Source organism: Sorangium sp. So ce381 (assembly GCF_051473845.1).
GTDB classification, from domain to species: domain Bacteria; phylum Myxococcota_A; class Polyangia; order Polyangiales; family Polyangiaceae; genus Sorangium; species Sorangium atrum.
This window is the reverse complement of record NZ_CP150336.1, coordinates 2,066,145-2,081,951: the sequence shown is the minus strand read 5'-3', so window position 1 is coordinate 2,081,951 and position 15,807 is coordinate 2,066,145. Positions and strand designations below refer to the sequence as shown.

General features: G+C 72.5%; 9 protein-coding genes. 7 read left to right on the top strand and 2 right to left on the bottom strand.

The window, feature by feature from the left end; genetic code table 11:
- Positions 1-151: 151 nt before the first annotated feature.
- From WMF29_RS07870 to WMF29_RS07850, 5 genes are all read left to right on the top strand, one after another.
- Complete coding sequence (locus WMF29_RS07870) at positions 152-1,561, top strand: hypothetical protein (protein ID WP_437328254.1); 1,410 nt, start codon at positions 152-154, stop codon at positions 1,559-1,561.
- The gene (locus WMF29_RS07865; protein ID WP_437328253.1) at positions 1,558-3,756 is read left to right on the top strand and encodes a hypothetical protein; all 2,199 of its coding nucleotides are present in this window, start codon (positions 1,558-1,560) and stop codon (positions 3,754-3,756) included. Before WMF29_RS07870 ends, WMF29_RS07865 begins: the two co-directional genes overlap by 4 nt.
- Before the next feature lie 14 nt (positions 3,757-3,770).
- Positions 3,771-4,805 carry a hypothetical protein gene (locus WMF29_RS07860; RefSeq protein WP_437328252.1) on the top strand — a complete coding sequence of 345 codons (1,035 nt, stop codon included), beginning with the start codon at positions 3,771-3,773 and terminating at the stop codon, positions 4,803-4,805.
- Positions 4,806-5,484: 679 nt separating this feature from the next.
- On the top strand, positions 5,485-6,006 hold the full coding sequence (locus WMF29_RS07855) for a hypothetical protein (protein WP_437328251.1): 522 nt from the start codon (positions 5,485-5,487) through the stop codon (positions 6,004-6,006).
- A gap of 215 nt (positions 6,007-6,221) precedes the next feature.
- A complete protein-coding gene (locus WMF29_RS07850; RefSeq protein ID WP_437328250.1) occupies positions 6,222-7,901 on the top strand; it encodes a tyrosine-type recombinase/integrase in 1,680 nt (559 codons plus the stop codon).
- Here the strand turns inward: WMF29_RS07850 and WMF29_RS07845 are convergent.
- Positions 7,838-9,349: a protein kinase domain-containing protein gene (locus WMF29_RS07845; protein WP_437328249.1), complete on the bottom strand. Its 1,512-nt coding sequence runs from the start codon at positions 9,347-9,349 to the stop codon at positions 7,838-7,840. The two genes, WMF29_RS07850 and WMF29_RS07845, sit on opposite strands and share 64 nt — an antisense overlap.
- On the bottom strand, positions 9,346-11,736 hold the full coding sequence (locus tag WMF29_RS07840) for a FecR domain-containing protein (protein WP_437328248.1): 2,391 nt from the start codon (positions 11,734-11,736) through the stop codon (positions 9,346-9,348). The genes WMF29_RS07845 and WMF29_RS07840 overlap by 4 nt, the downstream gene beginning before the upstream one ends.
- A gap of 155 nt (positions 11,737-11,891) precedes the next feature.
- Between WMF29_RS07840 and WMF29_RS07835 the strand changes: the two genes are divergently transcribed.
- A complete protein-coding gene (locus WMF29_RS07835) occupies positions 11,892-13,697 on the top strand; it encodes an OmpA family protein (protein WP_437328247.1) in 1,806 nt (601 codons plus the stop codon).
- A gap of 24 nt (positions 13,698-13,721) precedes the next feature.
- The gene (locus tag WMF29_RS07830; RefSeq protein ID WP_437328246.1) at positions 13,722-15,527 is read left to right on the top strand and encodes an adenylate/guanylate cyclase domain-containing protein; all 1,806 of its coding nucleotides are present in this window, start codon (positions 13,722-13,724) and stop codon (positions 15,525-15,527) included.
- Positions 15,528-15,807: the final 280 nt, after the last annotated feature.

Sequence of the window (15,807 nt, the reverse complement as noted above, 5' to 3'; positions counted from 1 at the left end):
CCGAGCAATGTCCTAGCGCTCTGGTGGGGACGCTTGCTTCTGGAAAACGTGCGGGCGAGCGTGCGCGAGCGAGAAAAATCGCGGGGTGGAGGCAATGAGCATGGGCGAAAGATCCAGACCGAGGCGACGGAGGACGATCCTTGCGGTCGCTGTGGCCGCCCTGGCGTTCGGCGCCGCGGGGGCAGGTTGTTTGTGGAAGTTCGGGGACGACACGTTCGGGAGCTTCTGCGCGGCGGCGGTGGGCGGCGAGGAGCACTGCGTGGGCGAGAATCAGGGGCCGGGCGCCGCGTGGGCCCAGGCCGAGAAGGACGGCGCGCTGCCCATCGAGCTGTGGGCCACCTGGCCGAACAACAAGACGCCGGAGGAGATCGTCGCGAGCGAAACCTCGCTCGGTGTCTGGTTCGGCCACATCGACGAGGCGATCGCGTACGTGCGCGACGACGCGAGGAACGCCGAGTCGCTCCGGGCGACGCTCGGGGGCAAGCTCGCGCGGCTGCTCGACGAGGCGAGGGACCGCCAGAGGGTGCTGCTCGCGGAGGCACCGGTCGACGCGGCCGGCAACTTCAGGGCGGCGATGCTCGACAAGGCCAGCGCCGAGAGGGAGCCGCTCGCCGCCACGCTCGCGACCGACAGGCAGGCGATGGCGGCCGTGAAGGTGATCTTCGACCAGGCCCGGGATGAGGCCGCCCCGCTGCGATCGAAATACGCGGGCGTCGTGGCGCGCTTCGCCGCGTACCGCGCGACCGAGGCGGCGGAGACGGCGGCGTACGCGGCGCTCTCGGCGCAGGCGTCGCAGTCGGACATCGACGGCCTCGACGGCGTGGAGCAGGCCGTGCTCGCGGCGGCGCGCGAGGCGAGCCGCGCGCCCGGCGAGCTCACCGCGGATATCCTGGGGTGGTCGGCGACGCTCCAGGTCTTCGCGGCCTCCTTCGATGAGGCGATGGCGCCGCACAGGGAGCTGCTCGCCACGCACGGCGCCGTGCTGCCGGACATGACGTCGGGCGCGCTGCGCTCGCTGAACGCGATGCTGGGTTACGTGAAGGGTCGCGTCGCCCGGAGCGACGCGACCGCGGCGGCGCTGCTCGGCGGCATCGCGCTGCGCCGGCAGGCGCTCCGCGTGCTGCAGATGGACGAGGGGGCGCGCGAGGCCGTCGCAGGGGCGCGGGCGCGCAAGGCGTCGGATGCCTTCGAGCAGCGTGCGCGCGCGCAGGTCACGGCGCTGTCGGCGGCGCCACCGGTGAGCGAGAAGCTCGGGCTGCCGCTCTTGGCCGAGCGGTGCGGCGAGCTCCTGGCGCTGGCGCAGTTGCGACCGCTCTGCGAGGGGGCGGGGTCGTCCTGGCGCGAGGCCGGGTGCGTGGAGCTTCGAGGAAGGTTCGACGCCGCGGAGGCCGAGCTCAGGACGGGGGTGCCGCAGAAGATCGCGGCGGGTCTCACGGCGCTGCGGGAGAAGGGCATGGCCGCGGCGGAGCTCGACGCGGCTCAGGCGAGGCTCGACGCAGGGGACGTGAAGGGCGCCGCGATCGCGTATGACGCCGCCGTGCGCGGCGCGGAGGGGACATGAGAGGCTCCAAGGACGTTGCGCGGCGCGGTCGGAGCGCCGCGGCGCTGCAGAAGCTCGTCGCGCTGATCACTGCGGTGGTGTTGGTGGCGCCCTCGTTCGCGTGGGCCGGTACGCCGTACAGGCTGGACTGGGAGCGCACGGAGCTCAGCTCCTCGTGCGAAGGGGCGTTCCTCGTCGGACACAACTTCTTCAGCGTCAACGACACGCCGCTGACCACGTACGAGGTCCCCGGCGCGCTGGTGGAGCTCCCCGACGGAACGCAGACGAACAGGGCGGAGACGGAGTTCGACTCGGTGCTGCTCCAGATGGGAGCGAACGACTTCCACTTCCATGTGAAGAACTCCGCCGGCGAGGACTGGTGCACCGAGTCGCACGAGGTGGTGCACCTCGTCTCGGAGCCGCTCGGGCTGAACAAGCCGCTCTTCGATGTCCAGCGCCGCGGGGAGAAGTTCTCCGGCAACACCGAGGTCGACCTGAGCCTCGCGGAGATCAACCCGGCGCTGGCGCGCGACATCGAGATCCTGCTAGCCGAGATCGCCAAGGAGCGCGAGGCGCTCGTGGCGAGCGCACGGGCGGTGAGCCTGCTGGCGGAGAAGATGGACCTGCTCCAGCAACTCGACACCGAGCTCAAGGATCTGGTCAGCCGGCCGCTGGATGAGATCTCGCGGACCGACCTCGAGGCGATTCTGGACCGGTACAAGGACGCGGTCGCGCCGGAGACGCGCGCAGCGATGGAGCAGCTCGTCGACGACCTGAAGCGGAGCGTCAGCGATCTCGAGGACGAGCTCGCGCGGCTGATGGACGAGTTCGGCGCGCAGGCGGACGAGGTGGCGGACCTAGCGACGGAAGACGCGCGCGCCGAAGGGTGGGATCCGGACGATCCGCAAGCGTACGCGCTCGGGGAGAGCGAGGTGCCGTGGGTCGAGGTGCCCGACATCGCGGAGGTGGAGGGGGCGTTCGACGAGGGGAGGGATCCCTACGAAGCGTACGCGGACGCGGTGCTCGCGGCGCTGGAGGCGGACGTGAGCGGCCGGGTGGTGGTCTTTCGGGCAGACTTCGTGGCGAACGTGAGGGCGTGGCGAGCCAACAGCGCGGCGCTCGAGATCGCGTTGCGCGACCGGATGGGGGTGTCGCTGGCGGAGACCAACGCGTTCCTGAAGGCGCAGAACCGGATCACCGGGTTCGTGCGGCAGTTCATGGATGCGTCGGACTGGTTCATCGAGACGCCGATCCCGCCGGATCTGCGGGTGCAGGTGGACACGGTGCTGAAGCCACGGTTCGACGCGCTCGCGGACCAGATGAAGGACAACCTGAACCTGTGGACGGGGGACGGGCTCGACCTGGAGCAGACGCAGCTCTACCAGACGATCAGCGCGTTCGCGGGGGCGATGTCGACGGTCGGCGAGGGCTTCGAGGCGTACGCGGAGGTGATGCAGACGCTGGTGCACGCGACGACGCGCATCGGGGTGGGGTTCGTGCCGGTGGTCGGGCCGGCGCTCGACCTATGCGAGGCGGTGACGGGCAAGGCCTGGTGCCTGCCGTCGGGGCAGGAGCTCAGCACCGAGGAGCGGATCTTCTCGGGGATGGGGTTCGGGCTCGGCGCGGTCGGGCCGATGTGGCGTGCGGTCAAGACCAGCAGCGGGCTGCGGCCGGCGGCGATCCGGGTGGCCGGGGAGATCGCCGAGATCGAGGAGGCGTTCGCCAAGATCGTGAAGACGAACCGCGTCAGGGGGTACAAGACGCTCACCGGGGCGATCACGACCAAGGCGGTGAATATCTTCGAGAAGAAGGCGGCCAAGTTCCTGGTGGACGACGGACGAGCGCTCATCGGGGTCGGCGATGATGGAGTGCGGAGGGTGCTCCGCATACCAAAGGAGTCACGCCCTCGTACTATCGAGGGGATGGCGCCCGACTTCGTCTCGCTACGCGGAGGGAACGATCTGATTCTCAGCGAGGCAAAAGGTGGGGACAGCGTAATCGTGGAGGACGTGATCGACCAGTTGACGAACGCGATGGACACGCTGAAGACGAAGTGGGGGCTCGATGGCGACGTTGCCCGCTTGGAGCTCATCATGAAGCAGGTGGCGACGTTTAATAACAAGAACATCGGCGTGCGGGACGGCTACATGGTCAACCTGCTCACGGGCAAACCCGTCACCGTGAGCAAGAAGTCCATCATGGTGATCCGGCTATGAGCGAAGCAGGTCCCATGTTCTACGCATGGTGTGAGGAGGCAGACCGGGTCGACGCGCTCGCGGCAGCGTTGTCTGCGGTGATGATCCCAGGGGACCTCATCCGCGTGGCAATGGACAATGACATCCGGTACAAAACGCACTCCATCGACGAGGCGGTCGCGACGGTCCGCGCCCACTTCTCCGGATGGATCAACGCGGATGTAGCCTCCGGTGTCATGCTGCGCCACCCGGAGCGCGACGTCTGCTTCGGCATCGCATGCTTCGCGGAAGAATACGAACGTCGCCATGCATCCGGCCCCCTCGTCTTGCGGGTGTGCGACAAGTCGGACTTTCTCAGTCCTGACCTCGATCTCGTCTTGGGCGGGGGCCCGCGCTCGATCGAGACCGAGGCTGCGGTGGCGTGGCTCGTGATTGAGGACGACCTCGAGGACCTCCTGCTCCGCTTCTGCGCGCCAGACGCGAGCGGACGGATCCCGACCGGCGCGTGCACGAACGCTTGGGACTGGGGCGCGCCGGTCGAAATGTGCGCCACGTACAACGCGAACGCCGCGGAGCTCGCGCGCGATCTCGCCCTGTCATGGGTGCAACTCCACGACAAGGGCAAGATCCAGCGCGCCGCAGGCATGTCGCTCGATGCGCTCCGCGCGCGGGTAGAAGCCGCGCCGGCCGGTGCGCGCGTCGCCATGAAAGGTGGCAGCGAGCACGCGCGTTCGCTCTCCCGCGAGACCGTGCTCAAGGCGCTGGCAGCACCGCCTTCCGCGTTGCTCGACGCGCTCGAAGCATCGGCGGTGCCCGACGACGCGTGGCGCGCCGCCGCGCCGCGCGCGAGAGAGATTTTGGACCTGACAGAGCAGATCGAGGAGATCAAAGGCCTCCCCACCTGGCGGGTGGACACGACCACGCGCAGGCACGTCCGCTTCCTCGAAGAGCACGCCCCATTCCGCGTGCGCCGCCTGCCGAGCGGCGGCGTGGTGCTCGCGACCCACCCGTACCGCTCGCTCTGGCCTCTCTGGTCCGACGCCCTCTTCGTGCTCGGCCTGATGTCCTGACGCAGGTCGTGCACGCTCTCCCATCTCCGGACTTCGCACCCAGGAAGTACGAGCCAGACGGCAGACCCCTCCCTGAGCGCGCGGAGCGCGCGATTAGGGAGGGGCGGACCGCGCGCAGGCGCGGAGCGCCGAGCACGGGCCGGGGGTGGGCATCCGCTCTCTCGGAGCCGTTCTCCGGTGACGGCGGCCCCGCCACGCTGGCCACATCGACGAGTCCGTTCAGCATCGCGGTGGGGCTCGACGGCAGCGTCTACATCGCCGATAGGGGCAATCACAGCGTCCGTCGTGTGGCGCCCGACGGCATCATTGACACGGTGGCCGGCACCGGGGCGTGGGGCTTCGGAGGCGACGGCGGACCGGCCGAACCCCTCTCGCCCGGTGCGCGTGGGTCGCGTTCTGCGCGGTGTGCCTACCTTGGGGCCCCTCGGTGTCACCTCCGCGCGCGTCGCTGAGGGGGCGCGCAGAACTACCAAATCGAGCCCTTCATTTTCCCCGTTTTTCGGCCCCTCAGCGACGCTTCCCAGAACACCTAACCCCGCGATACGGCTCGATGTTCTTTCCGAGCGCGTATCCCGGTAGTTCGCGGCGAACTACCGGGAGCGCAGAACTACCGTTTCGTGCCCCTTCCGGCGGCGTCGGTCACGGTTGCGAACGAACCCAATACGGATGGAGGTACATCATGACACGAGCGGCTCTCGCCCGTGTATCGGCACCCCTTGCGCTTCGTCAGGTGGAACACGGCACACGCGTGGTCGAGAGGACATTCCCGGACGTGCCTGCCCGAGGATCGTGCCCCCGGAGGGGGCTTGCCCATCCCATCACAGCGACGGCGACGCTCGCGATCCCGCTGGACGGGCTCACGCTCACAGCGCCGCACCCGGAGATGCTCTCGCAGAAGAACGTCGAGTCGGTCACCGGGATCCCGGCACGCGTCTTCCTCGACACGATCCGCGGGCCGGGCTTCCCGCTGCCGGTCACGAGGCTTGGCAAGCTGCGCCTCGTCCAGCGCGAAGCGTTCGTCGCCTACCTCCAGGCGCTGGCCAGTGACCCACCATCGCGCCGTGACGCAGAGGTGGATGAGCGCACACGGATTGCCGCGGTGCTGGCCTCTGTCGGCCTTGAATCTGTCCGATGCCCGAACTCCGACCGGGCGAGCGCTCCTCCCGCAGGAACACGCCGTGCTAGGCTGCCGCCGAAGTAGAGCGGGCCCGCTCGGCGGTGGAACGCCGGACGGGCCCTTGATCGAGCCCCGCTATCACCGGAGACCGACCCATGACCGACGTACCCCAGCGACGGGCGCGCGCCAAGCGCTCCGCGTCGTCCCCCGCCTCATCCCTCCCTGCACCAGCGTCGACCGACCGGCGTTCGCGTCCGAGCCGCTCTGGCGGGCGCCCCTCTCCGGCCGCGGAGGCAGCTGTGCCCGTCGCAGACTCGCCGAGTTCGGCGAGCACGACGGATCGCCCGAAGCTGGCCGCCCGCGCCCCTGGCAGCCCAGCAGGAGACAAGCGCGCCAACGGCTCCGGGTCCGTCCGGCTGCGCGGGAAGACGTGGACCGCGCGCCTCAGCCTCGGCGAGGCCGGTCGCTCCACGTTCAGCTTGCCGACATGCCGGACCGAGCAGGAAGCCAATGCGCGCTTGGAGGTGCTGGCCGACCTCGCCGGGCGCCTGCTCGCAGCCGGCCAGATCGTTCTCGGCTTGCCGCTCCTGGAGCGGGCTGCGGCGCGCGAGGGCAGCGCGCTCCGCGACGTCCGGCTTGCCATCGAGCAGCTCTGCAGGGGCGAAGCGCGTGCTCGCGCGTCCGGGGAAACAACCTTCGCTGAGTTCGCCGAGTTGGTTGTTTCTGGAAGGCTCGCCGAGCAATACCCACTGCATGTGAAAGCACTTCGCCATCCGGAGCAATACCGGCATAAGCTCAATCATGTTCTAGGGGTACTCGGCCCCGTTCCACTCTCTCGTTTGACGCTCGATCATGCGGATCGAGCGATCTCCATGCTGCCAGGACATCTTGAGGACTCCTCGCGTCAAGGAGTCGCAAAGGTCATCCATCGGATACTCGCGCTCGCGACCTATCCGGCGCGCATCATCGCCAGCAATCCGCTGCCGCGTGGATGGATTCCCAAGGCGGAGGATAACAAGGCCAAAGGCTCCCTCTATCCCGACGAGGATAGGCGCCTCATGGCGGCGGTGACTATTCCGCTGTCCTATCGGATCTATTATGGCTTCCTGATTCGCGAGGGAATGCGGGCGGACGAGGCCGGAAGGCTGGAGCCGTCCGACCTCGATCTCGAGCGCGGCGCCGTGGTGCTCGACGAGAACAAGACGGATGACCCTCGCGCCTGGGCACTCTCACCCGACGTCGTGCGCGCGCTTCGGACCTATTTCGCCATATGTCCCCCGAAGGAGCGTGTCTTCATTGGGCCGAGCGGGCCCCTGCCGGGGCGCAGTGGGGCGCACAACTTTCGAAATCACCTGCGCCGTGCTGGCATCGATCGGCCCGAGTTGTTCGAGACCACGCAGTCACGGCTGAATATCCGCTTGCACGACACCCGCGCGACCTTCATCACGATCAAGCTCGCGAACGGCCGCACGGAGACGTGGATCTCCGATCGGACCGGGCATAAGTCGAGCCGTCAGATTCACCACTACAAGCGCGCGGCGCGCAAGGTCGCTGAGCTCGGCTTGGGGGACTTCGCTCCTCTGGACGAGGCGATCCCCGAGCTGAACGGCAGGGGCGGCCGTTTAGATGGAAGTGATCCCATGTCTGCGGCACCGGAGGCGGGCTCGCCGTCACCGAGCAACGGCGCGTCCCTTGTCCGCGCGCTGCACCACCGAGCGCCGGGCGCGGTCGTTGACCACGCCGGCCAGCCCGCAGCGGGCGCCCCGGTGGCTGCAGGCGGCCCGTTGGGCCCGCGTTGGGCCACGCCGGCGAGCGACCCGGCCGCGAATCAGACAGAACAGATTGAAATTATTGATATTTCGTCCGCATCCGCCTCGTCGTCGCAGAAATCCTGGCGGGATTTCCGCCCCGCGGATCAGCGCCCCCGGCGCACCACCCGCGCGATCTTTCGGGACAGCGCGTCCGGCGCGACCGGATAACGCGCCACGTCCGCGGCGCCCGCCGCGACGAGGGCGTTCATCCGGTCCGAGGAGAGCCCGGCAGCGCACACGACGGCGCGCACGCCCGGCGCCGCGCGGCCGAGCGCCTCGAGCAGCGCGCACGCGCCCTCCACGTCGGCGCCGGCGTCGATCACCGCCACGCCCAGCTCCGCCTCGATCAGCGCTGCGGCGTCCGGCACCTCGGCGAGGTGGATCCCCTGCGCGTCGAGCCCGATCTCACACGCCTCGCTGAGCCCCTGCCCCGCCGGCGTGAGCCGGAGCAGCGCGACGGTCCGCTCCGGCACGGGCGCGAGCTCCGCCGTCTCGCCCTCCGGCCAGGCCTGCGCCCGCTCCGCCCGGTCGCCGAGCGGCGCGCCCGCCTTGCGCGCGGGCAGCCGCCGCGCCTCGGCCTCCCGCGACATCGCCTCGTCGAGCCGCGACCGCGCCGCCGCGGCGCTCTCCGGGCGCTTCTCCGGCAGCTTCGCCAGCAGATCCAGCCGGAGCCGCTCCAGGAGCGGCGGGACCGGCGGAGCCCCGGGCGGCCGCCGCAGCGGCGGCGGGATCGAGAACATGTGCATCGCCATGAGCTCCACCGCCGGGAGGCCGACGAACGGCGGCGCTCCCTGCAACAGCGCCGTCAGGATGCAGCCGCACGCGTACAGATCGGTGCTCGGGCCCACCGCGAGCGAGCGGCACTGCTCCGGGCTCATGTACTCCGGCGTGCCCGCGACCATGTCCTTCGAGGTGAGCGTCGGCCCTGCGTCGAGCGGGTCGTCGAGGTGCGCAAGGCCGAAGTCGACGACCTTGGCGACGCGCTCCCCGTCCTGCTCGGCGAGCAGCACGTTCTCCGGCTTGAGGTCGCGGTGGACGATGCCGCTCGCGTGCGCGGCGCCCACGCCGTCGAGGATGTCCGCGAACAGGGCCGCGACCTCCGCCAGCGGCAGCAGCTCGCGCGACGCCCGGAGCAGCGCGCCGAGCGACTGCCCCTTGAGCAGCTCCATCACGAGGTAGATCGAGCCGTCGCCGCCGTCCTCGTCGCCCCCGAGGTCGAGCACCTTGACCACGTTCCGGTGCACCAGCCGCGACGCCGCGCGCGCCTCGCGGAAGAACCTCCGCCGGCTCTCGGGGAGGATCGCGACGTGCGGGTGCATCGTCTTCACCGCGACCGGAACGCCGAGGAGCACGTGCTCCGCCTCGTAGACCTCCCCCATCCCGCCGGCGCCGAGGAGCCGCACGAGGTTGTACTTCCCGCCAAGGACCCGCCCGGCGCGCGTCCGCTGCCGCGCGTCCGCCCCAGGATCATCCGAGGCGAGCGTCTCCGCGGCTGCAAAGGGGTCGGCGCCCGGTCGAGGCGCGGGCGCCCGCCCGTCCGGCGCCCGCTGGCCCTTCAGCACGGTGCGGTCCGGGTCCCCGGCCGGCGGCGGGCGCTCGCCGTCGCCCGCGCTCACGGCGACGCCTCGCGGAAGCCCACCGCGATCTGCCCCGTCACCAGGCCCTCGCCCTCGTCGCGCCACGGGCTCACCCGCACCGACAGCGCCCCGAAGAGCGCGCCGCCCGCCTCCACGCCCGCCGACAGCCCGCCGAGCACGTCGTCCGCCCTGACCTCCCGGTGGACGAGGTGCAGATCCAGCGCGCCGTACAGCCGGAGCCACGGCGCCGGATCCGCCGTCGCCCCCGCCAGCAGGAAGCCCTGCACGTCCGGCGTGGCCGGCTCGCCGCCCGCCGCGCCGTCGCCCGCCGCCGCGCCGTCGCCCGCGCCCACCGCCGCGCCGTCGCCCGAGGCGCGGATGCGGGCCCCGGTATCCGCCACCCACGTGAACCGGCCCGCGGCGCCGCCGAGCGCGATCCCGGGCTCGATGCGGACAGGCGGGCTCCCGTCGGCCATGGGCACGCCCAGGCGGAGCGTGGGGCCGAGCTCGAGCTCCGAGCGCCCGAGGCGCAGGACGCGCAGGCGCGCGCCGAACCAGCCGGTGCTGCCCACGCCCGCGCCGTCGCCCTCTCCGGCCGGGTTCGAGCGGAGCGCGACGTCGAGGCCCAGCGGGCCGATCGCGCCGCTCGCGCGCACCTGCCCCGCGGCGACCCAGCCGCCCCCGGAGCGCGCCGCGGCCGCGCCGACAGCGGCGACCGCGGGAGGCGTCGGCGCGAGCCAGAGCCCGTCGGCCACCCCGGACATCGGGAGGAGCGGGAGGTACGCGCCCAGCACGGGCGCGGCCGGGGGCGCAGGCGGAGGCGCGGCTCGCGGCGCCTCCGGCGCGGCGGGCAGCTCGGCGTCGCTCGTCGCGATCACGCCGCCGCGGCCATCGGCGACGTCGAGCCGGACGCGCAGCGGCTCGCCGGGGCGCAGCGCCTCCCGGGGCAGCGGGATCCGCGCCGTCAGGGCGCCGCCGCGATCGCCGCCGGCGAGCGCGACGGAGCGCACCCCCCCCGGCAGGTGGGCGACGAGCCGCGGCGCCACCCGCCGTCCTACGTCGACCCCGGCGAGCCCCTCGAGCTCGACGCGGGCCTCGAGCGCCGGCCCGCCCGTCGGCGTCGGCGACGTCGCCGTCGACGCCGCGCGCGAGGCCAAGATCACCGCGCCCACCTTCGTGTACCGGACCGGGAGCGACGTGGCCGCGTCGTTCCCACGCTCCGCCGCGGCGCTGCCCCGCTCGCGCAGCCGGAGCGCGCGCGGGGCGCGCTGGAGCAGATCGATGCGCTCGGGGACGGGGCCGAACGGGCCGTCGTCGAGCGAGAGCTCGAGCGCGGGAGACGGCGTGAGCTCGATGATCCCGTACGGGTTCGCGGTGATCTCCTGCGCCGCCGGCACGACGCCCCCGGCGGCCCGCGCGGCGACGAGGTGGAACCTGCGCACCGCGCCCACGCCGAGGTACTCCTCGCGATCGACGACCCGGACCCGGAGGAAATAGGCGCCGGCCGGCATCTTCTCCGCGCGGAACGACAGGACGTCCGGCTTCACCTCCTCGCGGGCGATGAGATCGTTGAACTCCGCGTCGCGCGCGATCTCGACGCGATAACCGGCCGCGGCCGGCGCCGGCTTCCACGACGCCGACAGGACGCCGAGCCCCTCCGGGGCGAGCGCGATCTGCGCGGCGTCCGCGGTCGTCCACTCGACAGGCGCCGGCAGCGGGCGCGGGCGCGCGGGCGGCGCCTTGCCCACGAACCGGGTGCCGTGGTCCTTCGGGACCACGACGGAGAGGCCGCCCGACGTGACGCCCGCCTTGCCGTCGAACACCGCGACCGTCGTTCGCTCCCCGCGCCGCTGCACCACCGTGTCGCGCGACGACGCGCTCACGCGGCCGCCCCCGCTCGCGGCGACCTCGACCGACTGTCCCCGCAGCGCGGCGAGCGCGGCCTTCACCTCGCCGTCCGCGAGCTCGACGGCCGCGGGCGGCGTCTTCGATACCCGCGCTCGGCTCGCCGTGCCGTAGATGACGACGAGCGTATTCGGCGCGAGGAGCACCCGAGTCCGGTCCACAAACTCGATATCTGCCCTCCCCTCATCCAGCGTGTTGACGCTCGAGTTCGTGAGCAGCGGCATCCCCTGGGCCGCGGGCGACCAGGCGCCGCCGGCCGGGCGCGCGCGCACGTCCGGGTGCATCGACCGGAGCTTCGCGTCGGGGATCGACGTCACCTCGGCCGGGAGGACCAGCGTGAGCCCCTCGGCGAGCGTCGTGCCCGGGCCGCACGCGACGCGGTTGTACCGCTGGATCAGCGCTGCATGCTTGGACGAGCCGTAGAGGACCGCCGCGATGTCGTCGCACGTCTCTCCCGCCTGCACGCCCCATTGAATGACCGCCTCCGGATATCCGGGCGTCGGCTCTCCGGCGCTCGCCACGCCGACGTATCCAACGTGGATCGCAGCGTGGCTGGCGCAGCCGAGGAGCACCGCGATAGCGACAGACTGGCCATTTGACGGTGCCACGCCGGTGGCACGCTACCGGATCGAGATCGGCGTTGCAAGGGACCAGGCAATAGGATACGAGCAGACCGATGGCGTATTGGTCGGCGCGCGTCATCGCGCCCCTCCTGGCCTCCCCGCTGCTCGTCGCCGCGGCCACGGCTTCCATGCCGGCCGCAGCGCAGGAGGCCACAGCGCTCGACAGGCTCGCTCCCGCGCCCGCGGGCGACGGGCTATCCACTGTCCCTTCTGCCGGCGTATCGGGGGAGCTCCGGCCCGCGGTCGGACTTCTGTTCTCCTATTCTCATCAACCGCTCAGCCTGCGCGGGACCGCGCCTGCCGGCTCGGTAACGTGGGTGGGCCGGCAGGCGATCCTCCACGCGCTCGCGAGCGTCGAGCTCCTGCGCCGGATCAAGCTCGATCTCGACGCGCCGTTCGTGCTGGAGCAGGGCGGCGCGTCCGGCGCGCTCGGGGGCATCCGCGTCACGGCGCCCGCCGGCGGCGCCACGCTCGCCGATCTGCAGGCGGGAGGAAGGGTGACGCTCCTGCCCCAGGAGGGGCTCCGGCCGGCGGCGGCGCTCGGGCTCTCCGTCTGGCTGCCGACGGGAGACGAGGCGGCGTTCGCCGGCGCGGGCGCCGTGCGTTATGCGCCGCGGGTGATCGTGGGGGCCGAGCACCCGGGCTTCCGCTGGTCGGCCTCGGCGGGGGGCCGGTTCCAGAAGGCCTCGTCGGACAGCCTGACGGGCAGCGAGGTCCTCTTCGCCGCGGGCGCGGGCGTCAGCAAAGGCCCGCTGCAGCTCGGGTCGGAGCTCTCCGTCTGGGCCGCCGCCGGCGAGGGTTCGGCGCTCGAGGTCCCGGGCCGCGCGGGGGCCGAGCTCCTCCTCACCGCGCGCTGGTCGCTCGGTCCCCTCACGCTCGACGCGGGCGCGGGCCCCGGCTTCGGGCGGCTGCCCGGCATACCGAAGGCGCGCTTCTTCGCGGCGCTCGGCATCGCGGCGGACGTCGTTCCGTCGGCGCCCCCCGCCGCCGCCCCCGCGGCCATCGCCGGCGCGTCCGCCGCGACGAAGGGCGCTCGCGGCGCGACGCGGGCTGCGCCTCCGGCCGCCGACTTCGACGGGGACTCGGTCCCCGACGCGGAGGACGCCTGCCCCCGGGTCATCGGCGAGGCGCGCCCGCCGGCCGCGGCGGCGGGCACCCGACCGGCGTTCCGCCGCGGCTGCCCGCCGGACCGGGACGACGACGGGATCTACGATGTCGACGATCGTTGCCCGGACGTGCCGGGGGTCAGCAGCGCGGCCGCCGAAGCGGGACCGGGCGGCGCGGGGTCCGGACCCACGTCCGCAGCCCCCGCGAACGCGGGGTCCCAGCCGGCGTCGAAGCACGGGTGCCCCGCGGATACGGACGGCGACGGCATCCCCAACGCCGAGGACGCCTGCCCCTACGAGCGCGGCAAGCCGAGCGAGGATCGCGCGACGCACGGCTGCCCGTTCGCGGTGCGCATCGAGGGCTCGCAGATCGTGATCCTGCAGCAGGTCCAGTTCCGGACAGGCAGGGCCGAGATCGAGCCGGAGAGCTTCGAGCTGCTCTCCGAGGTCGCGGCCGTCCTCGAGGAGCACCCCGAGATCGCCCGGGTCGCGGTCGACGGCCACACGGACAACCAGGGCTCCGCCCAGGCGAACCTGAGCCTCTCGCAGCGCCGCGCGCTCGCCGTCGTCGCGTGGCTGACCGCGCACGGCATCGACGCCCGCCGCCTCGAAGCGCGCGGCTTCGGCGCGCGCCGCCCCCTCGCCGACAACCGCACCCGCGACGGCCGGGCCAAAAACCGCAGGGTGGAGTTCCAGATCCGCAAGCGCACCGACGAGGGCGCGGCCGGCTGGAGGGACGGCCCTCTTGAATGACGCATCGCCCGCGGAGGCCTCCGCGTGAGGGCGTTCTCGCTCAAGACGAAGGCGATCGCGCTCTTCACGGCGATCGCGCTCGTCCCCGTGGCCGTCGCCGTCACGCTCCTCACGGACGTGAACCAGCGCGCCGTGCGGACCTCCGAGGAGAGCTTGCAGGCGGCGATCCTCTCCGAGGTGGCCTCGGCCTCGATCCAGCTCGTCCGGGATGTCGAGAGCGATGCCGTCGCCGCGGCGGCCATCTTCGGCCACGCCGCGAGCGGCGCCATCCGGGACGAGGACGCTGTCGCCTCGGTGCGCGCCCTCGTCGCGACGCGCGCGCTCATCGACGCGGTGCGGCTCGAGGTGCCCGACGCGGGGATCAGCACCTTGATCCGCAAGGCGTCGTCCGACGCGGACGTGCCCGCGGCGCCGGCTGCGCTGCGCAGGCTCGCCGACGAGCGCGGCGTCGGCTTCGGCGTGATCGGGCCGGCCCGCGGCCTCCTCGTGGCCCGCGTGCGGCCCGCCGGCGACGCTGGCGCCGCGCCGGGCGCAGGCGCAGGCGCCGCGGCGCCGCCTCCCGCGGGCGGCCCGGCCGGCTACGTGGTCGCCGAGGTGGCGCTCGACATGCTCGGACGCGACCTCGAGGTGATCGCCGGGCGCCGCTTCGGGGGCCGCGCCGTGCGCCTGCTCATCGCGGGCCACGACCGCCGGGCGATCGCGACGTTCGGGGTGCCCGGTGTCGCGCCGGGCAGCGACGCCTCGTCCTTGCCGATCTGGCGCAACCTCCCCCCGGGCGCGGGGTTGAACGACAGGATCACCGTGCTCGCCCCGCACGACGAGGGCGGCCGGCAGATGATCGGCGCCATCGAGACGGTGCCCGACCTCGGCTGGGCGGTCGCGATCTGGCGCCCCGAGCCGGAGGCCTTCGCCGCGCTCGACGAGATGCGGCGCCGCGGCCTCGCCGTCGCCGCGGGCGCGCTCGTCCTCGCGCTCGCCCTCGCGCTCGTCACCGCCCGCCACGTGACGCGCCCGATCCTGCACCTCGTCGCGCAGGCGCGGCTCATCGGCGCCCGGCGCTGGCGCGAGATCGCGCTCGGCGAAGCGCTGCGGGGGCGGCGCGACGAGATCGGCGAGCTCACGACCTCCCTCGGCCGCATGGCCCAGGACCTCGAGCAGGGCGAGGCCGAGATCGCCCGGGAGGCGAAGCTCCGGGGCGATCTCGGCCGGTTCATGGACAGGGCGGTCGTCGACGCGATCGTGCGGGGCGAGCACCCGCTCGCCCTCGGCGGCAAGCGGGCGTCCGTGTCGGTGCTCTTCGCCGACGTCGTAGGCTTCACGCCGCTCGCCGAGTCGCGCGACGCCGAGCGGATGGTCGCCCTCCTCAACGAGCTCTTCTCGATGCTCACCGAGATCGTGTTCCGGCACGGGGGCACGGTCGACAAGTTCATCGGCGACTGCGTCATGGCCGTCTGGGGCGCCCCGATCGCGCAGGAGGATCACGCGCGCCGCGCGCTCGCGGCCGCGGAGGACATGATGCGCTTCCTCGAGACGGCGAACGAGGAGTGGCGCGAGCGGTACGACGTCGAGGTGCGCCTCGGCGTGGGCGTGAACTCCGGAGAGGCCATCGTCGGCAACATCGGCTCCGACAAGCGGATGGAGTACACCGTGATAGGCGACGTGGTGAACGTGGCCTCGCGGCTCGAGGCGATCGCGGCGCCGAACCAGGTGCTGGTCTCCGCGGCGACGAGGGACCTCGCCGGCGACGCCTTCCCGCTGCGCGCGCTGGGCGAGCGCAACCTCACGGGGCGAAAGACGACCACGGCCGTGTACGCGCTCGATCCGGACTGAAGGGGGCCCAGCGCGCCCGCGCCCGCCAGCGCATGGTGGGACTTCCCCCCGCCCTGCCGGAAGGATGGCACCGCTTCCGCCATATTGTGAACGTTCACAAATAACGTCACTTCCGAGCGACGACATCGACGCCGCGCAGCAAGGCGCACCTCGCGCGCTCGCGACGGCCGGCGCCCGCCCTCTTGACGCAGTGATCCGGAGGAGCTCGCCGGCCCTGCCCTCCCTCGGCCTCGCGGAGCGGCACGGGCCCGTCGATTGGCATTGACCTCGGCCATGTGAT

Bases quoted from the DNA above. Each gene is read 5' to 3' on its own strand.
- WMF29_RS07855 (WP_437328251.1), top strand. From the start codon at position 5,485: ATGACACGAGCGGCTCTCGCCCGTGTATCGGCACCCCTTGCGCTTCGT.
- WMF29_RS07835 (WP_437328247.1), top strand. From the start codon at position 11,892: ATGGCGTATTGGTCGGCGCGCGTCATCGCGCCCCTCCTGGCCTCCCCG.
- WMF29_RS07865 (WP_437328253.1), top strand. From the start codon at position 1,558: ATGAGAGGCTCCAAGGACGTTGCGCGGCGCGGTCGGAGCGCCGCGGCG.
- WMF29_RS07860 (WP_437328252.1), top strand. From the start codon at position 3,771: ATGTTCTACGCATGGTGTGAGGAGGCAGACCGGGTCGACGCGCTCGCG.